The following is an 18,757-nucleotide window of genomic DNA, read 5'->3' as shown; positions in this document are numbered from 1 at the left end:
GCTTTTTTATGTTCTTTTCTAGACTATGGATAAGTCTAAAGCTAACTAAAGTGTAGCCTCTAACAATGAGAGTACACTTGAACATCTTTAACAATTAATCTACAAAGCGACTATCGCCTTTAAAGACTGATTTCATCATACCATGTACGCTATAAACACTCTCTTTTTCACTGTTTTCGGCGTCATAAGTTGATGCCTTAGCTGGTGAATTTACTTTTCTTTTAACACTCTTAATATACTCATGTTTCATTACAGGTGCACCTCTATACATTTGCTGAGGCTCATATCTTTGTTCTGGTTTAACACTTACAAGCTTAGGTTTATCAGCTATTATTAAATCTTCCTGTGCTGATGTGTCGTTAAAAGCCGCTCCAATAACACTTGCTTTAGTCATACTAACGATATCTGCTGTTCTACTATTTTGTACACAAATTGGCATAGAAACTTGCTCTGCACTCATTCTTGCTTCAAAGTCATCTACAGCATCATTCGTTTCTTTTTTAGCTATGCTAACTGCTTGTCTGACTTGCGTTAGTTTACGCCGTAAGCTGTTATAGTTCCTTTCAATGTTATCAATAGCGCCTTTAACGTCATCGTTTAAATTATCTGTAAGGTCTTTATAGGCTTCTATTAGTGTATCTAAATTACCGAGTGAATTTTGACTATGGTTGATACTGTCAGTTATATTGATTAATTTTGTCGCTAAACGCTTTTGCTTAGCAATAAATTGATCAGACATTATCTTTGATATTGATGGAGAGCGTATAGCTGTAGGCAGTATTTCAGAAAATTCATTAATACAGTTTACTGGCTTCCACTGCGTAAAAGATGGATGCCACCCGTAAACGGCAGGGTTATTAATTAAATAAATTTTTGATTCCGTAAAATCTAAAGGACCCGTTATTTTACCATTGTCAGAAAAAAACCATTTATTCATAATAATTACTACTCTGTTTTATATCCATTATCTTAGGAATAATTAGCAACATTAATAGAACCTCTTGTTTTATTATTGTTGTTTGTAAGTATACTATTAACTATTGTATGTCCTTGAACAAATGATTTATTTTCATCTTATAAACAAAAAAACATCACTATAAAAATTGAACTTAGTGATGTTTTTAATGTTGACTGTACCTAAATTCCTACTTAAGTAATGGAGCTAAATCTGCATTACTTTAGTAGGTTTTTTTATATCTTTTTATGCTGCACTCTCAAATAATACTATTCGAATAAAGAACAAGCCCCCGTTTCAGCAGAGCTTAAATTACGACGCATAAAACCGAACAATTCACGTCCCATACCTTGGTGGTGACCATTCTTTTGGAACAAAGAAATTTCACGGTTAGCCAATTCTTGTTCATCAACAACTAATGTTAACTCACCAGTTTCGCCATCAAGAATGATCATATCGCCAGTTTTAACTTTAGCAATTAATCCACCATCAAGCGCTTCTGGACATAAATGTATAGCAGCTGGAACCTTACCTGATGCACCAGACATTCGGCCATCAGTGACTAAGGCCACTTTAAAACCTTTGTCTTGTAATACTCCTAATGGTGGTGTTAATTTATGTAGTTCTGGCATACCACGCGCTTTAGGTCCTTGAAAACGTACAACAGCAACAAAGTCTTTTTCTAACTCACCTGCATCAAATGCAGTTTGTAACTCATGTTGATCTTCAAAAACAATTGCAGGAGCTTTGATCACTAAGTGGTCGTCCTGAAGAGATGATGTTTTAATCACTGAAACACCTAAGTTACCTTTCATTACACGTAAACCACCATGAGAACTAAATGGCTTAGCAACCGTTGCAATAACCTCATCATCAAGTGATTTTTCTACACAATCAACCCACTTCAATTCACCGTTTTCTAATACTGGTTTTTTAGTATAACGAGACAAACCACGACCACAAACCGTTTCTACATCTTCAAATACAAGACCACCATCAATTAGCTCGCGAAATAACAAGGCCATACCACCGGCTTCTTGAAATTGGTTTATATCGGCATGTCCATTCGGGTAAATACGAGTTAACAGTGGAACTTCTTCCGATAGATCATTAAAGTCTTGGAAGTTAATGATAATACCTGCTGCTTTTGCAAATGCAATAATATGCATTGTCAGATTCGTTGAACCACCTGTAGCAAGTAACGCAACAATCGCATTTACAATAGAGCGTTCATCAACCATTCTGCCAATAGGCATGTAATTGCCTGCTTGTGGTGTTAATCGAGTTGCTTGGCGTGCGGCAGCTTTAGTTAATTCTTCACGTAATTGCGTATTAGGTGCAATAAATGAAGCACCAGGTAAATGTAACCCCATAACTTCAACAACTAACTGATTAGAGTTAGCAGTACCAAAGAAGGTACAAGTACCTGCTGAATGATACGATGCGGATTCAGCATCTAATAAGGCTGCTTCATCAGCTTCACCTTTAGCGTACTCTTGACGTACTCTCGCTTTTTCTTTATTTGGGAGGCCTGATGGCATAGGCCCTGCTGGAATAAATACCGTTGGTAGGTGACCAAAAGTCATACTCGCAATCAGTAAGCCAGGTACAATTTTATCACAGATACCTAACATTAAAGCGCCATCAAACATATTGTGTGATAAGCCTACGGCGGTTGACATTGCTATTACATCACGGCTCATTAGGCTCAAATCCATACCTGGTTGACCTTGAGTAACACCGTCACACATAGCAGGTACACCTGCTGCAACTTGGGCAACACCACCAGCGTCTTTAACTGCTGCTTTAATGATATCAGGATATGTCTGATATGGTTGATGAGCACTTAGCATATCGTTATATGAAGTTACAATAGCGATATCTGAGTGCTGAATACCACGTAGTGATGATTTGTCATCTTTACCACAAGCGGCAAAACCATGCGCTAAATTACCACATGATAAACTGGCGCGATGCACAGTATTTGATTGAGCTGCGTCAATTTTTGCTAAATAGGCAGCACGCGTTTTTGCACTACGTTTTATGATCTTCTCGGTGATATCAACTATTTGTTGTTTCATTTGCTTGATTCCTTACATTTAATTTATTTATACATTTCATTTTATGTCGCTAACAAAGGTTGCTCTTTGTTTACTTTATGAGGTTTTACGCTCACACAGGATGTTAAGGAGCCCAAAATATTTGAGTCTTTAACGTAGGGTGACATAAAAATGCCCTTATCGGCATTTCAAAAATATCTGTATTTTCTAGTGCTTGCTCTAGCACTACTTTTTTATTATCACCACACAAATGTAAAAAGGTATTTTTACTTTGACTTAATGCAGAAAAAGTAAAACTTATACGCTCATGTGGCGCGGTTGTTGGGATAACCTTTAACAAAGCATCTTTATTATCAACCGCCAAACCTTCTGATATTTGTTCACTGCAAGGAAACAATGATGCAGTGTGGCCATCCTCTCCCATACCTAAGATCAATACATCAAAAGGTAAAATACCAGTATCAACTGTAGCAACATTTAATTTATGTAATGCTTCTTCACTGAACGCATCACCTTGCTTTAAATGAAAAAATGTAGCAGATGCCGCTTTATTTTGTAGTAAGTTTTCATGGACTAAACGCGTGTTACTGGCAGCGCTGTCATTATCCACCCAGCGCTCATCAGCTAAGGTAACGGTAACCTTATCCCAATCAATATCGCGTTGTGATAGCGCATTAAAAAAGCCTTTCGGTGTTGAGCCACCAGAGACTGCGATACTTGCTTTCCCGTTTAATTCGATAGCTGCAGCTAAAATATCACTGACAGATTGAGTCAAAGCTAGATCGAGATCATTACGTGTTAAAAATTCGGTTAATGTTTGCATTATTCCACCCACTGGCGATCATCTCGCGCGATTAATGAAATTGAAGAGACTGGGCCCCAAGAACCAGCTGCGTATGGTTTAGGTGATTCCCCTGTTGTCTTCCATGCATCGATAATACTATCTGCCCAAATCCATGCGGCTTCAACTTCATCACGGCTAACAAACAATGACTGATTGCCATTTAAAATTTCTAACATTAAACGTTCATAAGCATCAACTACACGCTGATCTTGATAAGTGTCAGAAAAACTTAAATCTAACTTGTTTTCTTGAATACGCATTTGTGACGCAATGCCTGGTATTTTATTCATCATTTGTAATTCAACCCCTTCATCAGGTTGCAAACGAATCGTTAATTTATTGGCAGGCAAATCACTATAACTGTCTTTGAAAATATTATGAGGAGGCTTTTTAAAGTGTACAACAATCTCACTATGTTTCTTCGGCATACGTTTGCCAGTACGAAGGTAAAAAGGTACACCAGTCCAACGCCAGTTATCTATTTCAGCTTTTATCGCTACAAACGTCTCTGTGTTACTGTTTTCGTTAGCGTCTTCTTCATTTAAATAACCCGGTACAGCTGAGCCTTCTAAAAAACCATCGCTGTATTGGCCACGAACAGCTTTTTCTTTAATATTATCTTTATTAATTGGCTTTAATGCTTTAACAACTTTTAGCTTCTCAATACGAACACTTTCAGCACTCAAATCAGCAGGTGGCTCCATTGCTAACAGCGATAAAACTTGTAGCATATGGTTTTGAACCATATCGCGCATTTGACCTGCTCCATCATAAAATCCCCAGCGGCCTTCAATACCAACACTTTCTGCAACGGTAATTTGTACATGATCAATACTGTCACGATCCCAGTTATTAGAAAACAATGAGTTAGCAAAACGTAATACTAATAAATTAAGTACTGTCTCTTTACCCAAATAATGATCGATACGATATGTTTGGTTTTCTTTAAAATAATCAGAGACTTGATTATTGATGTCTATAGAGGACTCTAATGAATGACCGATTGGCTTCTCCATCACTACACGATCTTGATCCTGTATCAAATCTGCATGATGTAAACCTTTACATATATCGCCAAAAATAGAAGGAGCCGTTGAAAAATAATAAATACGTGTGTCATTACCCGTAGCTAAAGTGTCAGCTAGCTTAGTAAAAGAACTGCTATCTTTAAAATCTAATTCTTGATATACCAAACGGTTCATAAAGCGTGTTACCACTTCATCATTTAGTTGTTCTTTTACAAAAGTGTTTAAATTTTCTAGCACTATTGTTTTAAATTCTTCTAAGGTATGCTCTGGTCTTGCGGCGCCAACTATACGGCTATTTTCATTGATTAAACCACAAACCTCTAATTGATATAATGCGGGTAGTAATTTACGACGAGATAAATCACCTAAGGCTCCAAAAATAACGATTTCACTCGCTGATTGACAATCTAAATTACTCATAGAATTTTCTCTTCTTTCTTATTTAAATTTTGAATGTTATTACTGTGCTTTTTACTCTATTCTTAGTATTCTATTTAGTATTCTACTTTTATATTATTACCATTCTACTTCCATATCATTACTCATACCATTACAGTAATAAGTATCGACAATATTACCATAACCCAATATAGATAATAAAAATAAAGAATATCGAATATAACTAAATTACATAATGCATTAACTTAGCGCTTGTTTAGCCGACAGTAAAGAACTTTTTGTAATTTTACTACAATTTATTTTCTATCTTTGTGCACTTCCCAATTTTTCACCGAAGAATCAAACACGCACAACAAAACACTAAGTCACTGATAAACAAAAACATAACAAACTAACCAGACCATTATCTCAAATTAAATGTAATTGAACAAACACCAAAAATGAAATAAAATTTCATTTTCCTGTTACTTAACAAGAAAATAAATTACAGTATGTATTAAATAGTCCATCTTTATATTGTCGGACTACATTAAATTTTATTTACGAATAATTATAAATATAGCTTTATAAAAATTAAGATCTAGGATCAACCCATAATGAATATATTAGAAAAGATCACTAACGAACTAGACATGCTAAGTAAATCAGAACGTAAAGTAGCTGAAGTTATTTTAGCTTCACCCAATACAGTCATCCACTCTAGTATTGCAGCCTTAGCTAAGCAGGCTAATATCAGTGAGCCAACAGTTAACCGTTTTTGTCGCCGCTTAGACACAAAAGGTTATCCTGATTTTAAATTACATTTAGCGCAAAGTTTAGCTAACGGTACACCTTATGTTAATCGTCACGTTGATGAAAATGATACGGCAGAAGAATATACCGCTAAAATATTTGAATCGACCATGGCTAACCTTGAATTAGCTCGTAAAAGTTTAAACTCGAATGACATTAATCGCTCTGTAGATGTATTAACGCAAGCCAACAAAATTTCATTTTTTGGCCTAGGTGCTTCAGCAATTGTTGCACATGATGCACAGAATAAATTTTTTCGTTTTAATGTACCTGTGGTGTACTTTGATGACATATTAATGCAACGCATGAGTGCTATAAATAGTCGACAAGGTGATGTTGTTGTCGTTATATCTCATACTGGTCGTACTAAGTCCTTAGTAGAAGTAGCTAGTTTAGCCAGAGAAAACGATGCCACAGTAATAGGCATCACCACCACTGGTACACCACTTGCTAAAGAATGTAGTATAATATTGTCGGTAGATGTGAGTGAAGATACTGACTTATATATGCCAATGTCATCACGCATTGCACAGTTAGCTTTAATTGATGTATTAGCAACAGGCTTTACTTTACGCCGAGGTAGTAAATTTAGAGATAACCTGAAAAAAGTGAAAGATAGTTTAATAAGCTCACGCTTTGATAGAAAAGACTGGTAGTGAAAGCCCTTGTTTGAAATATTATTTCATCCATCATTCATAAACTTTATTTAAAAATGTAAGAGGATTCAAATGTCTAGAAGAACTAAAATAGTTGCGACCTTAGGCCCAGCAACTGACGATAAAGAAATTCTAAAAAACGTATTAGCTGCAGGTGTAAACGTAGTTAGACTCAATTTTTCACACGGCAATCCACAAGATCATATTGATAGAGCTAACGATGTTAGAGCAATGGCGAAAGAGCTTGGCATTTATGTTGGTATTTTAGGCGATTTACAAGGCCCTAAAATCCGTGTTTCAACATTTAAAAATGGCCCAATAAAATTAGCCATTGGCGACAAGTTTGAATTAGATGCAACCTTAGAAAAAGGCGAAGGTTGTCAAGAAAAAGTTGGAATCGATTACAAAAAATTAGTACAAGATGTTGGCCCTGGTGATATTTTATTACTCGATGATGGCCGTGTTCAATTGAAGGTGTTATCAACCTCAGACACTTCTGTTTTTACTGAAGTAACCGTTGGTGGGCCATTATCAAACAATAAAGGCATTAACCGTCAAGGTGGTGGATTAACAGCTCCCGCTCTTACCTTAAAAGATAAAGAAGACATTAAATTGGCGGCGAAAATTGATGTTGATTTTCTTGCTGTATCATTTCCTCGTAATGCTGATGATATGCATGAAGCACGTAAACTTGCTCAGGAAGCAGGTTGTAATGCAAGTTTGGTTTCTAAAATTGAACGCGCTGAAGCAGTAAATGATGACGAAATCCTTGATGCTCTGATATTAGCCTCCGATGTTGTTATGGTTGCTCGTGGTGATTTAGGTGTAGAAATTGGTGATGCTGCGTTAGTAGGTAAACAAAAGCACATAATTGAGCGCTCTCGTAAGCTTAACCGCGTTGTTATCACAGCTACTCAAATGATGGAAACCATGATTGAGCAACCAATGCCAACCCGTGCTGAAGTAATGGATGTTTCAAATGCGGTATTAGATGGTACTGATGCGGTAATGTTATCTGCTGAAACTGCTGCAGGTAAATACCCTGTTGAAACGGTAAAAGCGATGGCTAATGTATGTAAAGGTGCTGAACAACATCGTTCGGTAAACAAATCAAGCCATAGACTTGACAGAACCTTTGATGGTGTATCCGAAACTATCGCTTTATCAGCTATGTATGCTGCCAATCATTTACAGGGCGTTAAAGCAATTGTGGCGTTAACCGAATCAGGCGAAACCTGTAAACTTATGTCACGTATTACTTCAGGTTTACCTATTTTTGCCCTTTCACGTCATGAAAAAACTCTTAATACTAGTGCAATATATCGTGGTGTGTATCCGATATCATTTAATTCAATCGATAAAAACCCTGAGAAGTTATCACATTCAATAGTACAAGAATTGAAGCATAAAATTAACCTAACTGTTGGCGATAAAATAATGTTAACACACGGTGATTTGATGGAAATAATTGGCGCATCTAACACATTAAAAGTGTTAGTTGTGAGTGAAGATCACCTTAAGTAACTTTATAATTTATGCATGTTATAGCTAATATTCACACTAGCAATAACGGTATAATTAGATAGTAATTATCTATACAAAAGTTATAAAAAATATTGCTTCTATCCTGAATATTTACCTAAAGACCAGAGGTTATAGCCTCTGGTCTTTTTATTTCTAACACTATAATATTCAGTTCACCAACTCACAATAATTTATATTCATTCTAACAGGTTAACTTATGACAAAAAAACATCTTATCTGGGATTTACCCTTACGAATATTTCATTGGAGCTTTGCTCTTACTATTCTAGGCTCTTGGTACACCGCAGAAAATAAAGATGACTATATTGGTCTACATATCCAATTAGGCTACGTGGCTTTAGGTTTACTCGTATTTCGCGTGCTATGGGGATTTATTGGCCCTAAACATGCCAGGTTTTCCCAATTCATACCCTCACCGAAAAAGTTAATCGCCTATCTTAAACATTCAGATCACGATAAACCGATAGTTGGGCATAACCCTTTAGGGGCTTTAATGGTTATTTTGATGATAGTGTTAATTACTCTACAAGCGGTCAGTGGCTTATTTATCAATGATGATGTTTTTTCATCTGGACCATACTACGGTAGTATCAGTAATGAATTAGAGAAAGTGATGAGCTTTATTCACCACAACAGTTTTAATGTTATGATTGGTGCGATTGTATTACATATTTCAGCTATCACTTATTATGGGCTAGTTAAAAAACAAAATTTAGTGCTGCCTATGATAACTGGTAATAAAACCGATCCAGAAATTAAAGATTCAGATGCAATTCCTAATTCAAAATTACTACTGGCAGTAATAGTTGCAATAATATGCGCCGCTTTTGTTTATTGGTTAGTGATTATCAATGCCCCTGTTGTTGAAGAATATTTTTATTAAACCTCATTCAGCCCTTGGTAACTGAGTCACTCTTGAATTTTAAATACCAACTATTATTAAATTCAAGAGTGATGTTTTACTTATTATGACTCGGGTATTATTTAGACACTCAATACCCAGAATCAATCACTTAAAAGTAATGGCGATATTCAAGCTTTAACTCTTGAAAAGCATTATTTACATTGTCTTGTGTGTCAATATGATAAAAGTCAGCAGAAAAACGTATGCTATCATTAACACCTATTTGTAAGCTTTGTTGTAAACTTACGCGACTACGTTTAGTTTGATCAAATAAAAATTGATATTGCTCAGCTTCAATCAGTAATGTGGTTTTTGGCCAATAATATAAAAATCCTGCATGTAGACCAGGTGCTATTGCAGCATAATGATCAAATTTACGATTAAACTCTAACCTTCCTGTGACCATTAAAAATAAGTAACTGTTATCTAAAGGCTGATAGCTTACACCGCCACCACCTGAGCCTTGAGTTACAAGTACATTTTTATCTATAGTCCATTGTTGCTCTAGGCTGATATTCGCTTGCCAAGACCAAGGAGAGAAAAAACGATCTCTAGCAGACAGCGAGGTTATATCAAGTAGCTCAAGTTTTGCTAACTCTATATCCCCTCCCTTATATGCCCTAATCATCACATTAACCATATTTAGTGACATACCTTCGTAATAACCTGGCATAGGGTCTAATAAATCATGATAACTTCCTCGGTATTGGAACTCTATAAAAGGAGTGTCTTGCGTTTCACCTATACTTGCACCTACCATTGTCGTTTTATGACCAAGATCAGGCCTTACAGGGACATCAATAGGGATAATCAACTCCGACGGATTTTCATTTAAGCGGCGTAGTAATAAAAAGCTTCTGCGTGTCGTGTCCTTAGCTCTGCCATTGAAAGTATTTTGATAACGTAAATATCGATAGGCGCTATCTAAAATCAATTGCTGTTGTTTAGTCGTTAATTTAATAAACTCAGGACTATCTAATACCTTTATATCTTCAGACAAGGCAAGCGCTAAATTCTTTTCGTCGTTAGTTAACATCGCTAATTGTGCTTTTAACTCGGTTAACACAGACGCTCTATAATAAACACTCGAAACTAAATTAACTTGTTCAACCACGCGTACTGTATCTAATGGCATTGCAGTAACAGGAAAATGATTTGCCAAGCCTAAGCCTGGTCTTGCTACATCAAGTAATTCCAGTAAACGAAATGAACAGTTTTCATCAAAGAAATAATAATCAAAGTTTATCCCTTGCAACTCCCAAATATGCGCCAGCATCATGTTTATTTCATCTGCTGTTAAATTTAACTTGTACTCCCATAGATCACGATTCTCAAGACGACTGTATTCTTTAATTTTTTCAAAATATGGGTTTGCTGCAAATTGTCCGGGATAACCACCAGTTAAACCTTTGGCGGCATATAAAAAGCCGTTATCCCCTTCAGTAACCGTTGCACCAAAATTAAGTGCGTAAGATAAATAAGTAGATCCTTGCTCAACATTTTCAGGATCAAAACGTAAAAAAGTATGCCCATACATAGAGGATGGGCTGTTTAATTGTGCCGAGGCGAATACCAACACTACACTGGTTGTATTTAAAGTCGAACGCCAATCCAGGTAATCTTTGCACTCGAAAGGAGTAACTTCTTGTTTAAGGTTTTCAATTCGAGAAAATAAAAATAATGTTCTCGCCGGATACCTACATTGGGTTTTGCCATTACTTTTTAACGCCTTAATGGTTGCTAACAATTCACTTCTTGGATTTGTTGAACCATCTGCAGATAGGAAAAATTTGCTGTCATCAACATAACTCTTTAATGCACTGTCTGATGATTCCACATCAATATGTAATAAGCCTCGCCATTCTTCAGATTTAGATAACTGTGTAATAGTTTCATATTGCTCTGAATAAGCTTTAACAGGTGTCAATAACATTAAAATAATTAATGTTATTGATAAATTAGGTATGTTTGATTTCATAAGTTATGGGGGAGTAAATACTGAACTAGGTTGGCTAAACAAAATGTGGAGAATTAAAAAAGGCTACTGTTAAAGTAGCCTTTATCTTTAATAAAAATAAAAACTAAACAGTATATTTAACTAAAGTTGAATCATTTTTCATTAAAGTGAACATTGAAGTAACTACTTGTTCAGTTGTAGCATTTTCAGATGGGAATAATGTATTAAAGTTGTTATGAAGCGTAGATTTAAATAAAGGGCGATCTTCTTCTGATACACCCAAAGAAACGGCTACAGCTGTAATAGCTTCACCATTACCTCGCGCTACATCTTCGCTGAATTCATCCATAATCATACTTACGTCGATCATTTTTTTACCGCCGTAAGTTAGTGTACCGTCAGTTGAACAACCGTTAGTACCAAATGTCATACCAAAAGTATTATTACCTGTTGAAGTATTGGTTGTTGCAGCAAGTACGTGACTTGGTGTACCTGACTGTCCTTCAAAAAGTAAATTACCCCAACCACATGTGGCACTACCAGGAGCAACAGCTAAAACAGATGTTGATAACGTTGACGCAGCTAAAAATGTTGATGTAATTAATAATTTTTTCATAATAAAAATCCCTATATGTTGTTAACAAATGCTTACTTCTATAATTTATAGCCAGATTATTCTAGCCAATAAATATATTTTTCAATACGACTTCACTTAATCTTTCTTAAAGTCATCATGACAACCGCCGCATGTTTTACCTACGCCGCCAATCGCTTTTTTAATGGCACCTTCGTCACCAGATTTTGCAGCTACCATTAGCGCTGATGATGCAACGGTTAAATTGTTTATATCTTTGCTAAAATGCTCTGGCTCTTGCCAAATTTTAGCTAACGCTTCAGTTTTAACATCAAACTTTGATGTATCAACGCGTGTATAATCAGCAATCATTAATGAAAGTTGATTAATTCGTGTTGAATTTGTTTCAACAACTGCAGCATCTAGTGGAATTTTTCCTTTAGCCATTGCGCCTAGAGCCCCCATATTACTACCTAGTAGTTTAAATATAGATTGACGTAATTCAGTTGCTGATTCTGCTTGTTTTTGAGAGTTAGCGGGTTGTGCAACACTCGAGGTTGCTACCACTAAACTTGTTAAAACAGATAACGCTAAAACACTTTTTTTAATCGCTCTCATTTAATTTCTCTCTTGTGATAGTTATGATTTATACCGCTAGCACGGTTTTCAGGTTAAGGACAAATTACAGTAATATCAACTACTGTCAAATCACTACTTCCCCCTAACTTATCGTATTATAAACAAAAAATACAGTCATTCTCTTATAAGCCGTTAACAATTGTTTTAATTAATGGTGGCCCTTGGTATATAAAACCAGTATAAACTTGCACTAAACTTGCGCCAGCTAAAATTTTCTCATTAGCATCAGCACTCGATGCTATACCGCCAACGCCAATTATTGGTAACTTTTTATCAAGTGCGGCACTTAATAACTTGATAACTTGTGTGCTTTTATCTTTAACAGGTTCGCCGCTTAAACCACCTTGCTCATTTGCAAATTCAAGACCTTCCACGCCTTCACGAGAAAGTGTGGTATTGGTCGCAATAACACCGTCAATTTGATTATCAATTAACGATTTAGCAATAGACTTAACTTCCTCTTCATTTAAGTCTGGGGCAATTTTAACGGCAAGCGGAATATATTTTCCATATTGTTCGGTTAATATTTTTTGCTCTGCTTTTAGCGCCGACAATAAATCGTTTAATGCATCACCATATTGTAATGAACGTAAACCTGGTGTATTTGGCGAAGATATATTAACCGTAATATAGGTCGCTAAATTATAAACTTTACGCATACAATGTAGATAATCATCTTTAGCATTTTCTTCTGGGGTGTCTTTGTTCTTACCTATATTTATGCCTAAAATACCTTTAAAGTTAGCCGCTTGTACTTGTGAAACTAAGTAATCTACACCTTTATTATTAAAGCCCATGCGATTAATTACTGCATTTGCTTTCGGTAACCTAAATATACGAGGTTTGTCATTTCCCGGTTGTGGACGCGGCGTAATAGTACCTATTTCCACAAATCCAAAGCCCATTGCCGCAAAAGCGTTTATACATTCACCGTTTTTATCAAGTCCTGCTGCTAAACCAACTGGATTAGGAAAATCAATACCCATAACTGTTACCGGTTTATTTTGAACCTGTTGCTTATAAAAAAGGTTCAGTGGTGACTTGCCTGTATTTTTTAAGCCTTTAATGGTTAGCTCATGGATGGCTTCAGGATCAAATTGAAAAAGTACTTTACGAATGGCTGGATAAAACATAATGCCTCGGTATTTTAATAGGTAGAAACCAATTTAAATAATAAATCAATCATCTTCAAATGGTATAAATAATCAGGTTCTGCGTTGTGAGCAATCTCAATAGGTAACTATTGCAATATCACTTGGCTTGAACTTGAATGTTTATCCTTATTGAATTTTGAACAAATTTTTAATTCATTTGGTATAAGTTGAATTTATGCGGAAGTAAATTTAAAAAATCCCCGCTATGCGAGGATTTTACCAGTAAACACTAGTATTACAATATAATACCAACTTACTTTGATTAAAATAACTGAGTTATTTATTGCCGCCTTTTCGGTTATTTTTTTGCTTCAACTGGTTGGCAGTTTAAACTTAATAACATTAATTCTCGTAATGCTACTGAGAACTTAGCAAAGTCGTGTGACTGTCCAATTTTAAAATCAGCTAAAATATGTTTCCAACGATCGAGTGGTTGTTTGTTGGTTATAATCCAATCACTAATCAATTGACCTAAATCCGCAACCACTACATCACGTTGACAGCGTAAAACAACCGATGTTAACGAGCGCTGTTGCCAATCTAATTCTTCTCTAAACGATGCCCTAGCCAATGCTTGCCAATGGTTTGCTACTGGTTGGCGAGTTATTTGGTCTAAGAACCAATGTAACTCTAAGCGTGAACCTAATTTAAAATATAAGCTTGCCGCTTGCTCCACGGTACAATTATTTTCCCGGGTAACTTCGGCAATATCCATGGTAGAAAATAAAGTACTTAACTGTGATAAACGTGTAGCAATTTCTTGAGGAACTCCTTCATTCATTAGGTCAGTAGCAACACGAGCTAATGCTTCAGTTTCTTTTGTAATCATAAAGTCTGCTAATTGAGTAGCTAATATAGCAAAAGTTGGCTTGTATAATTCAATTGACTCAGCAAGAGAAATAGTTTTATTTCGATGACGCAAGAACCAACGCGTAACACGTCTAATTGTTCGGCGATATTGAAATAACATTTCAGTTTGAATTGCAGTAGAAATTTTATTATCTAACACTTCAATTTTATGCCAAAACTCTTCTAACTCAAATATCGCACTCGCTACAGTATAACAATTTGCTATTTCAGCAACACTGGCGCCGGTTTCTTCTTGCATTCTATAAACAAAGTTGAAGCCCATATCATTACCAATTTTATTGGCAAGTTGTGTTGCAATAAGCTCTGCTCGTAATGGATGCTGTTGCATTTCATTTTGATATTTGTCACGCAGTTGCTTAGGAAATGCTTCAATTAATAAACGATTATGATATGGGTTATCGGTGATTTCTACGTGTACTAAATCATCTTTTAATACCATTTTGCTGTAGGCAAGTAGTACTGATAATTCTGGACGAGTTAAACCTTTGCCTTGCGCTAGTCTCTCCGCTATCTCTTCATCATCAGGAATAAATTCCAATGAGCGATTTAATTTACCTGCTCTTTCTAGCTCTTGTATAAAACGAACTTGCTCTTTTAGTTGGCTAACGCCTCGCATGGCAGTAATCGATAAAGAATGGGTTTGACGATAGCAATCTTCAATAACAATCTCGCCAACCTCCTCGGTCATGTCATACAATACTTTATTACGTTGTTTGACCGTTAGATCACCGTTTTGTACTAAGGTATTTAGTAGTATTTTGATATTTACTTCATTATCTGAGCAATCAACACCGCCAGCATTATCAACTGCATCAGTATTAATTCGCCCTCCATTAGCTGCGTATTCAATACGTCCTAACTGTGTTAATCCTAAATTTCCGCCCTCACCTACCACTTTCGCCTGTAAGTCAGCACCATTAATACGTAAAGCATCATTCGCTCTATCACCTACCTCTAAGTGAGTTTCTTTTGAGCCCTTAACATAAGTCCCAATTCCGCCATTCCATAGTAAGTCAACTTTCATGCTCAATAATGCTTGCATCAAATCTGAAGGTGCCATGGTTTGTTTTTGCGTACCTAACATTTTCTTTATTTCAGGGGTGAGTTTAATCGACTTTACATGCCGACTGAAAATACCGCCGCCAGCTGATATAAGCGCTTTATTATAATCATCCCAAGTACAACCAGGTAAATTAAATAAGCGTTTTCGCTCTAGATAAGAGTTTGCCGTTTCAGGTGTCGGGTCAATAAATATATGCATATGGTTAAATGCCGCTTGTAAACGAATATGTTTTGATAACAACATGCCGTTACCAAACACATCACCCGCCATATCGCCAATAGCAATACAGGTAAAGTCTGTGGTCTGGCAATTTATATCCATTTCTCTAAAGTGACGTTTTACTGATTCCCAGGCGCCTTTTGCGGTAATCCCCATTGCTTTATGATCATAACCAACACTGCCCCCTGAGGCAAAAGCATCGCCTAACCAGAAGTTATATTCGTCAGATATTGCATTAGCAACATCCGAAAAAGTAGCCGTCCCTTTATCTGCTGCTACCACTAAATAAGCATCATCTTCATCTAAGCGCACAACATCTTTAGGTGGTATAATTTCACCAGCAACAATATTGTCAGTGATATCTAATAAAGCACGAATAAAAGTGCGATAGCATTCTTTACCTGCTTCAAATATCTCTTGACGCGTACCATTAGGCAATTGCTTACAAACAAAGCCCCCCTTAGCGCCTACAGGAACAATAACAGTATTTTTAACTTGCTGTGCTTTAACTAAACCAAGTACTTCAGTTCTAAAATCCTCACTCCTATCTGACCAACGTAAACCACCGCGAGCGACTTTACCGCCGCGTAAATGCACACCTTCAATTTGCGGGGAATACACAAAAATTTCAAATTTCGGGATTGGTAGTGGCATTTCACTGATTTTTTGTGGAAAAAATTTAAATGAAATATATGGTTTATATTTTTTACGAACATCTTTTTGAAAATAGTTTGTTCTTAAAATAGCGTTGTTTATTTCAACAAAGCGCCTAATAATACGATCATCATCAAGATTAACAACTGTATCTAGAGAGCTTTCAATATCAGCCAATAATTTGGTGTTTGCTTTTTCTTTCGCTACGGCTGTTAACTTGCTTTTGGGGTCAAATCGTAATAGAAAGAGTTCAATCAATAATTTAGCTATTTCAGGATAACGAGAGAAGGTATTTTCTATATAACTTTGACTAAATCTCCCTGCAATTTGTCGCTCATATTTAGCAAACGCACGTATAATTGAAACCGCGCGGCCTTCTATTCCAGCGCCCAAAATTAAACGATTAAAGCCATCATCCTCTAAGTCTCCGCGCCATACTTTAGCAAAAGCATCTTGAAACAATATCCTTACTTTAGTTATGTCAAAATCACCTTCACTAGTTAGCGACATAGAAAAATCATGAATCCAATACGTTTCATGGTCATTAGTTTTAATAGCATAAGGGCTTTCACCAATAACTCGTAAACCAAAATTTTCTAATATAGGTAACACTGTACTTAAATGAATTGGTTCTCCTTTATTAAAGAGCTTTAATTTAACTATTCGACTATCTACTTTTTCTTCAACAGGTTGATAAAAAAGCATTCCTAATTCATTTTCAATATCGAGTTTTTCTAGTTGTTCAATATCGACAATGGCTGAACCTGGCAATACATCATCTTTATAAGATTGCGGAAATTTCACATATTTACGACCTAATGTTTTCGCTTCACTTTCACCGTAATTAGCGCCAAGTGCACTTACTAATTTATCATCCCAGCTACGTGCGGCTTCATTTATGTTATTTTCAATTTCTTTCACATCGATTTCTGCTTTAGTTGAGTTAACACGAACAATATAATGGGTTCTAGCATGTACAGACTCTGAGAAGAACGTTGTAAATTCAACTTCCTGTGTGCTATTAAATGCGTTTTTCAATAATCTTTGAGTTTCTATACGTAACTTAGTGTTATACCGCTCTCTTGGTACATAAACCATACAGGAATAAAAGCGGCCAAATACATCTTTACGCACAAACAAACCTGTATAGTCTCTTTCTTGCAGTTGCAAAATACCCATTACTATGTGAAGTAATTCTGCTACCGATGACTGTAATATTTCATCTCTTGGATACGTTTCTAATATATTGATTAGTGCTTTATAGTGGTGTGTACCATTTGAAAATGGCGAGGTAGCGCAAACAGCTGCAACTTTAGAACTAATAAGTGGTAAGTCTAATACGCTGTTAGTGTAATAAGTTGAACCAAACAAGCCTATAAATCGATGTTCGCCGATAATATGACCATTATGATCAAAACATTTAACTCCGATATAATCAAGTTGAGCAGGTCGATGAACTCGAGATTTTGTATTTGTTTTAGTTAAAATAAGGTGGTTTTCACCCAAGGCAACGTTTCGTCCTGCTTCATTTAAGCTAGAGATTAAACGAGCTTTAGAGCCGGTAGAGTTTTTCATTAAACCTAAACTAGTCTTAAGATCTGGCGATAACGATATGTCGCCTTTTACAGGTTCAACATCGTAATATCGATACCCCATTAAGGTAAAATTATTATTATATGCCCAGTTTAAAAAGTTAAGGGTGTCTTCTTTAGCCGATTTAGTCCCTGGTAATTTAGCTTTATTCACCTCTTTTATGACCTGATTTAATCGAGATAACATAGCTTCCCAGTCGTTTACTGTTAGTCGAACATCTTCAACCACAGAGAGTAAATCAGCTTGGATGGCATCTAACTCAGCCTGTTTAGTTTGTCGATCAATTTCAATTAAGAATACTGTTTCTTCCGAGCTAGATTTTATTTTTTTATCTTCCACTGAGGCAAGTTCAATTACCGCTAAACTGTCATCGCGTACAATTTTAAGCGGAGAATTTAGCATTAAATGTGGCGACAAACCTAAACGATTTAGCGCTATACGAATAGAGTCAACTAAAAAAGGCATATCCTGAACAATTACTTCAATAATAGTATGACTTGATTTCCAACCATTCTCACTCACCGAAGGATTATAAACGTGAATAATTGGCGTGTTTTCTTTATGTTTATTTAGTGTTCCCCATAAACTTAATACTGCACCATACATATCACTGTCGTTGCGATTTTCTAAATCAAAAGATGACATATTGCCATAAAGTAGTCCGGCAAACTTCTCAATAAGCGGTGCGGTGTTACTCGCAACTTTTTGATGAATAAGTTTGGCTACATTGTTAATTATTACCGAAGACGAACCATTTGCTAAAGCCATGAAAGTTTCCTTTTCCTTGTATAAAGAAAGTTTGAATTAACCCGTTGCCCATTGTTTATTTTATTAAAAAGTAATTATTAAAA

At 35.9% G+C, this 18,757-nt stretch carries 12 protein-coding genes; 3 read left to right on the top strand and 9 right to left on the bottom strand.

From position 1 onward, the window contains the following. Positions 1-94: 94 nt before the first annotated feature. The 4 genes from CWS31_RS03060 to zwf form a co-directional block, all read right to left on the bottom strand. Complete coding sequence (locus CWS31_RS03060) at positions 95-937, bottom strand: hypothetical protein (protein WP_101343840.1); 843 nt, start codon at positions 935-937, stop codon at positions 95-97. Between the two features lie 287 nt (positions 938-1,224). Beyond that, the gene (edd, locus tag CWS31_RS03055; RefSeq protein ID WP_101343839.1) at positions 1,225-3,036 is read right to left on the bottom strand and encodes a phosphogluconate dehydratase; all 1,812 of its coding nucleotides are present in this window, start codon (positions 3,034-3,036) and stop codon (positions 1,225-1,227) included. A gap of 103 nt (positions 3,037-3,139) precedes the next feature. Further along, positions 3,140-3,838: a 6-phosphogluconolactonase gene (gene pgl / locus CWS31_RS03050; RefSeq protein WP_101343838.1), complete on the bottom strand. Its 699-nt coding sequence runs from the start codon at positions 3,836-3,838 to the stop codon at positions 3,140-3,142. Beyond that, positions 3,838-5,307 (bottom strand): glucose-6-phosphate dehydrogenase, encoded by a 1,470-nt coding sequence (gene zwf / locus CWS31_RS03045; RefSeq protein WP_101343837.1) that lies wholly within the window; start codon positions 5,305-5,307, stop codon positions 3,838-3,840. Before zwf ends, pgl begins: the two co-directional genes overlap by 1 nt. A gap of 575 nt (positions 5,308-5,882) precedes the next feature. On the opposite strand from zwf, the gene CWS31_RS03040 reads away from it, so the two are divergent. The 3 genes from CWS31_RS03040 to CWS31_RS03030 all read left to right on the top strand — a co-directional run bounded on the left by CWS31_RS03040 (position 5,883) and on the right by CWS31_RS03030 (position 9,162). Then, on the top strand, positions 5,883-6,734 hold the full coding sequence (locus CWS31_RS03040; protein WP_101343836.1) for a MurR/RpiR family transcriptional regulator: 852 nt from the start codon (positions 5,883-5,885) through the stop codon (positions 6,732-6,734). Positions 6,735-6,806: 72 nt separating this feature from the next. Beyond that, entirely contained in the window at positions 6,807-8,258 is a 1,452-nt protein-coding gene (gene pyk, locus CWS31_RS03035) for a pyruvate kinase (RefSeq protein WP_101343835.1), read from the top strand. Between the two features lie 217 nt (positions 8,259-8,475). Beyond that, a complete protein-coding gene (locus tag CWS31_RS03030) occupies positions 8,476-9,162 on the top strand; it encodes a cytochrome b/b6 domain-containing protein (RefSeq protein WP_101343834.1) in 687 nt (228 codons plus the stop codon). 130 nt (positions 9,163-9,292) lie between these two features. On the opposite strand, the gene CWS31_RS03025 is transcribed toward CWS31_RS03030, so the two are convergent. The 5 genes from CWS31_RS03025 to CWS31_RS03005 form a co-directional block, all read right to left on the bottom strand. Continuing rightward, a complete protein-coding gene (locus tag CWS31_RS03025) occupies positions 9,293-11,161 on the bottom strand; it encodes an Lnb N-terminal periplasmic domain-containing protein (protein ID WP_101343833.1) in 1,869 nt (622 codons plus the stop codon). 103 nt (positions 11,162-11,264) lie between these two features. Then, positions 11,265-11,756: a DUF3015 family protein gene (locus tag CWS31_RS03020; RefSeq protein ID WP_101343832.1), complete on the bottom strand. Its 492-nt coding sequence runs from the start codon at positions 11,754-11,756 to the stop codon at positions 11,265-11,267. A gap of 96 nt (positions 11,757-11,852) precedes the next feature. After that, positions 11,853-12,332 carry a c-type cytochrome gene (locus CWS31_RS03015; protein WP_211355787.1) on the bottom strand — a complete coding sequence of 160 codons (480 nt, stop codon included), beginning with the start codon at positions 12,330-12,332 and terminating at the stop codon, positions 11,853-11,855. A gap of 143 nt (positions 12,333-12,475) precedes the next feature. Further along, positions 12,476-13,486: a quinone-dependent dihydroorotate dehydrogenase gene (pyrD, locus tag CWS31_RS03010; protein ID WP_101343831.1), complete on the bottom strand. Its 1,011-nt coding sequence runs from the start codon at positions 13,484-13,486 to the stop codon at positions 12,476-12,478. A 319-nt stretch (positions 13,487-13,805) separates the two neighbouring features. After that, entirely contained in the window at positions 13,806-18,674 is a 4,869-nt protein-coding gene (locus CWS31_RS03005) for an NAD-glutamate dehydrogenase (RefSeq protein ID WP_101343830.1), read from the bottom strand. Between the last annotated feature and the right edge of the window lie 83 nt (positions 18,675-18,757).

It is taken from the genome of Colwellia echini (genome assembly GCF_002843355.2).
GTDB lineage: Bacteria > Pseudomonadota > Gammaproteobacteria > Enterobacterales > Alteromonadaceae > Colwellia > Colwellia echini.
The sequence above is the reverse complement of the archived record's forward strand: the minus strand, read 5'-3'. Positions and strand labels throughout refer to the sequence as shown.

Excerpts from the sequence above, each read along its gene's own strand:
- zwf (WP_101343837.1), bottom strand. The coding sequence starts at position 5,307 with ATGAGTAATTTAGATTGTCAATCAGCGAGTGAAATCGTTATTTTTGGA.
- CWS31_RS03040 (WP_101343836.1), top strand. The coding sequence starts at position 5,883 with ATGAATATATTAGAAAAGATCACTAACGAACTAGACATGCTAAGTAAA.
- CWS31_RS03015 (WP_211355787.1), bottom strand. The coding sequence starts at position 12,332 with ATGAGAGCGATTAAAAAAAGTGTTTTAGCGTTATCTGTTTTAACAAGT.
- CWS31_RS03030 (WP_101343834.1), top strand. The coding sequence starts at position 8,476 with ATGACAAAAAAACATCTTATCTGGGATTTACCCTTACGAATATTTCAT.
- pyrD (WP_101343831.1), bottom strand. The coding sequence starts at position 13,486 with ATGTTTTATCCAGCCATTCGTAAAGTACTTTTTCAATTTGATCCTGAA.
- pyk (WP_101343835.1), top strand. The coding sequence starts at position 6,807 with ATGTCTAGAAGAACTAAAATAGTTGCGACCTTAGGCCCAGCAACTGAC.
- CWS31_RS03060 (WP_101343840.1), bottom strand. The coding sequence starts at position 937 with ATGAATAAATGGTTTTTTTCTGACAATGGTAAAATAACGGGTCCTTTA.
- pgl (WP_101343838.1), bottom strand. The coding sequence starts at position 3,838 with ATGCAAACATTAACCGAATTTTTAACACGTAATGATCTCGATCTAGCT.
- edd (WP_101343839.1), bottom strand. The coding sequence starts at position 3,036 with ATGAAACAACAAATAGTTGATATCACCGAGAAGATCATAAAACGTAGT.
- CWS31_RS03025 (WP_101343833.1), bottom strand. The coding sequence starts at position 11,161 with ATGAAATCAAACATACCTAATTTATCAATAACATTAATTATTTTAATG.
- CWS31_RS03020 (WP_101343832.1), bottom strand. The coding sequence starts at position 11,756 with ATGAAAAAATTATTAATTACATCAACATTTTTAGCTGCGTCAACGTTA.
- CWS31_RS03005 (WP_101343830.1), bottom strand. The coding sequence starts at position 18,674 with ATGGCTTTAGCAAATGGTTCGTCTTCGGTAATAATTAACAATGTAGCC.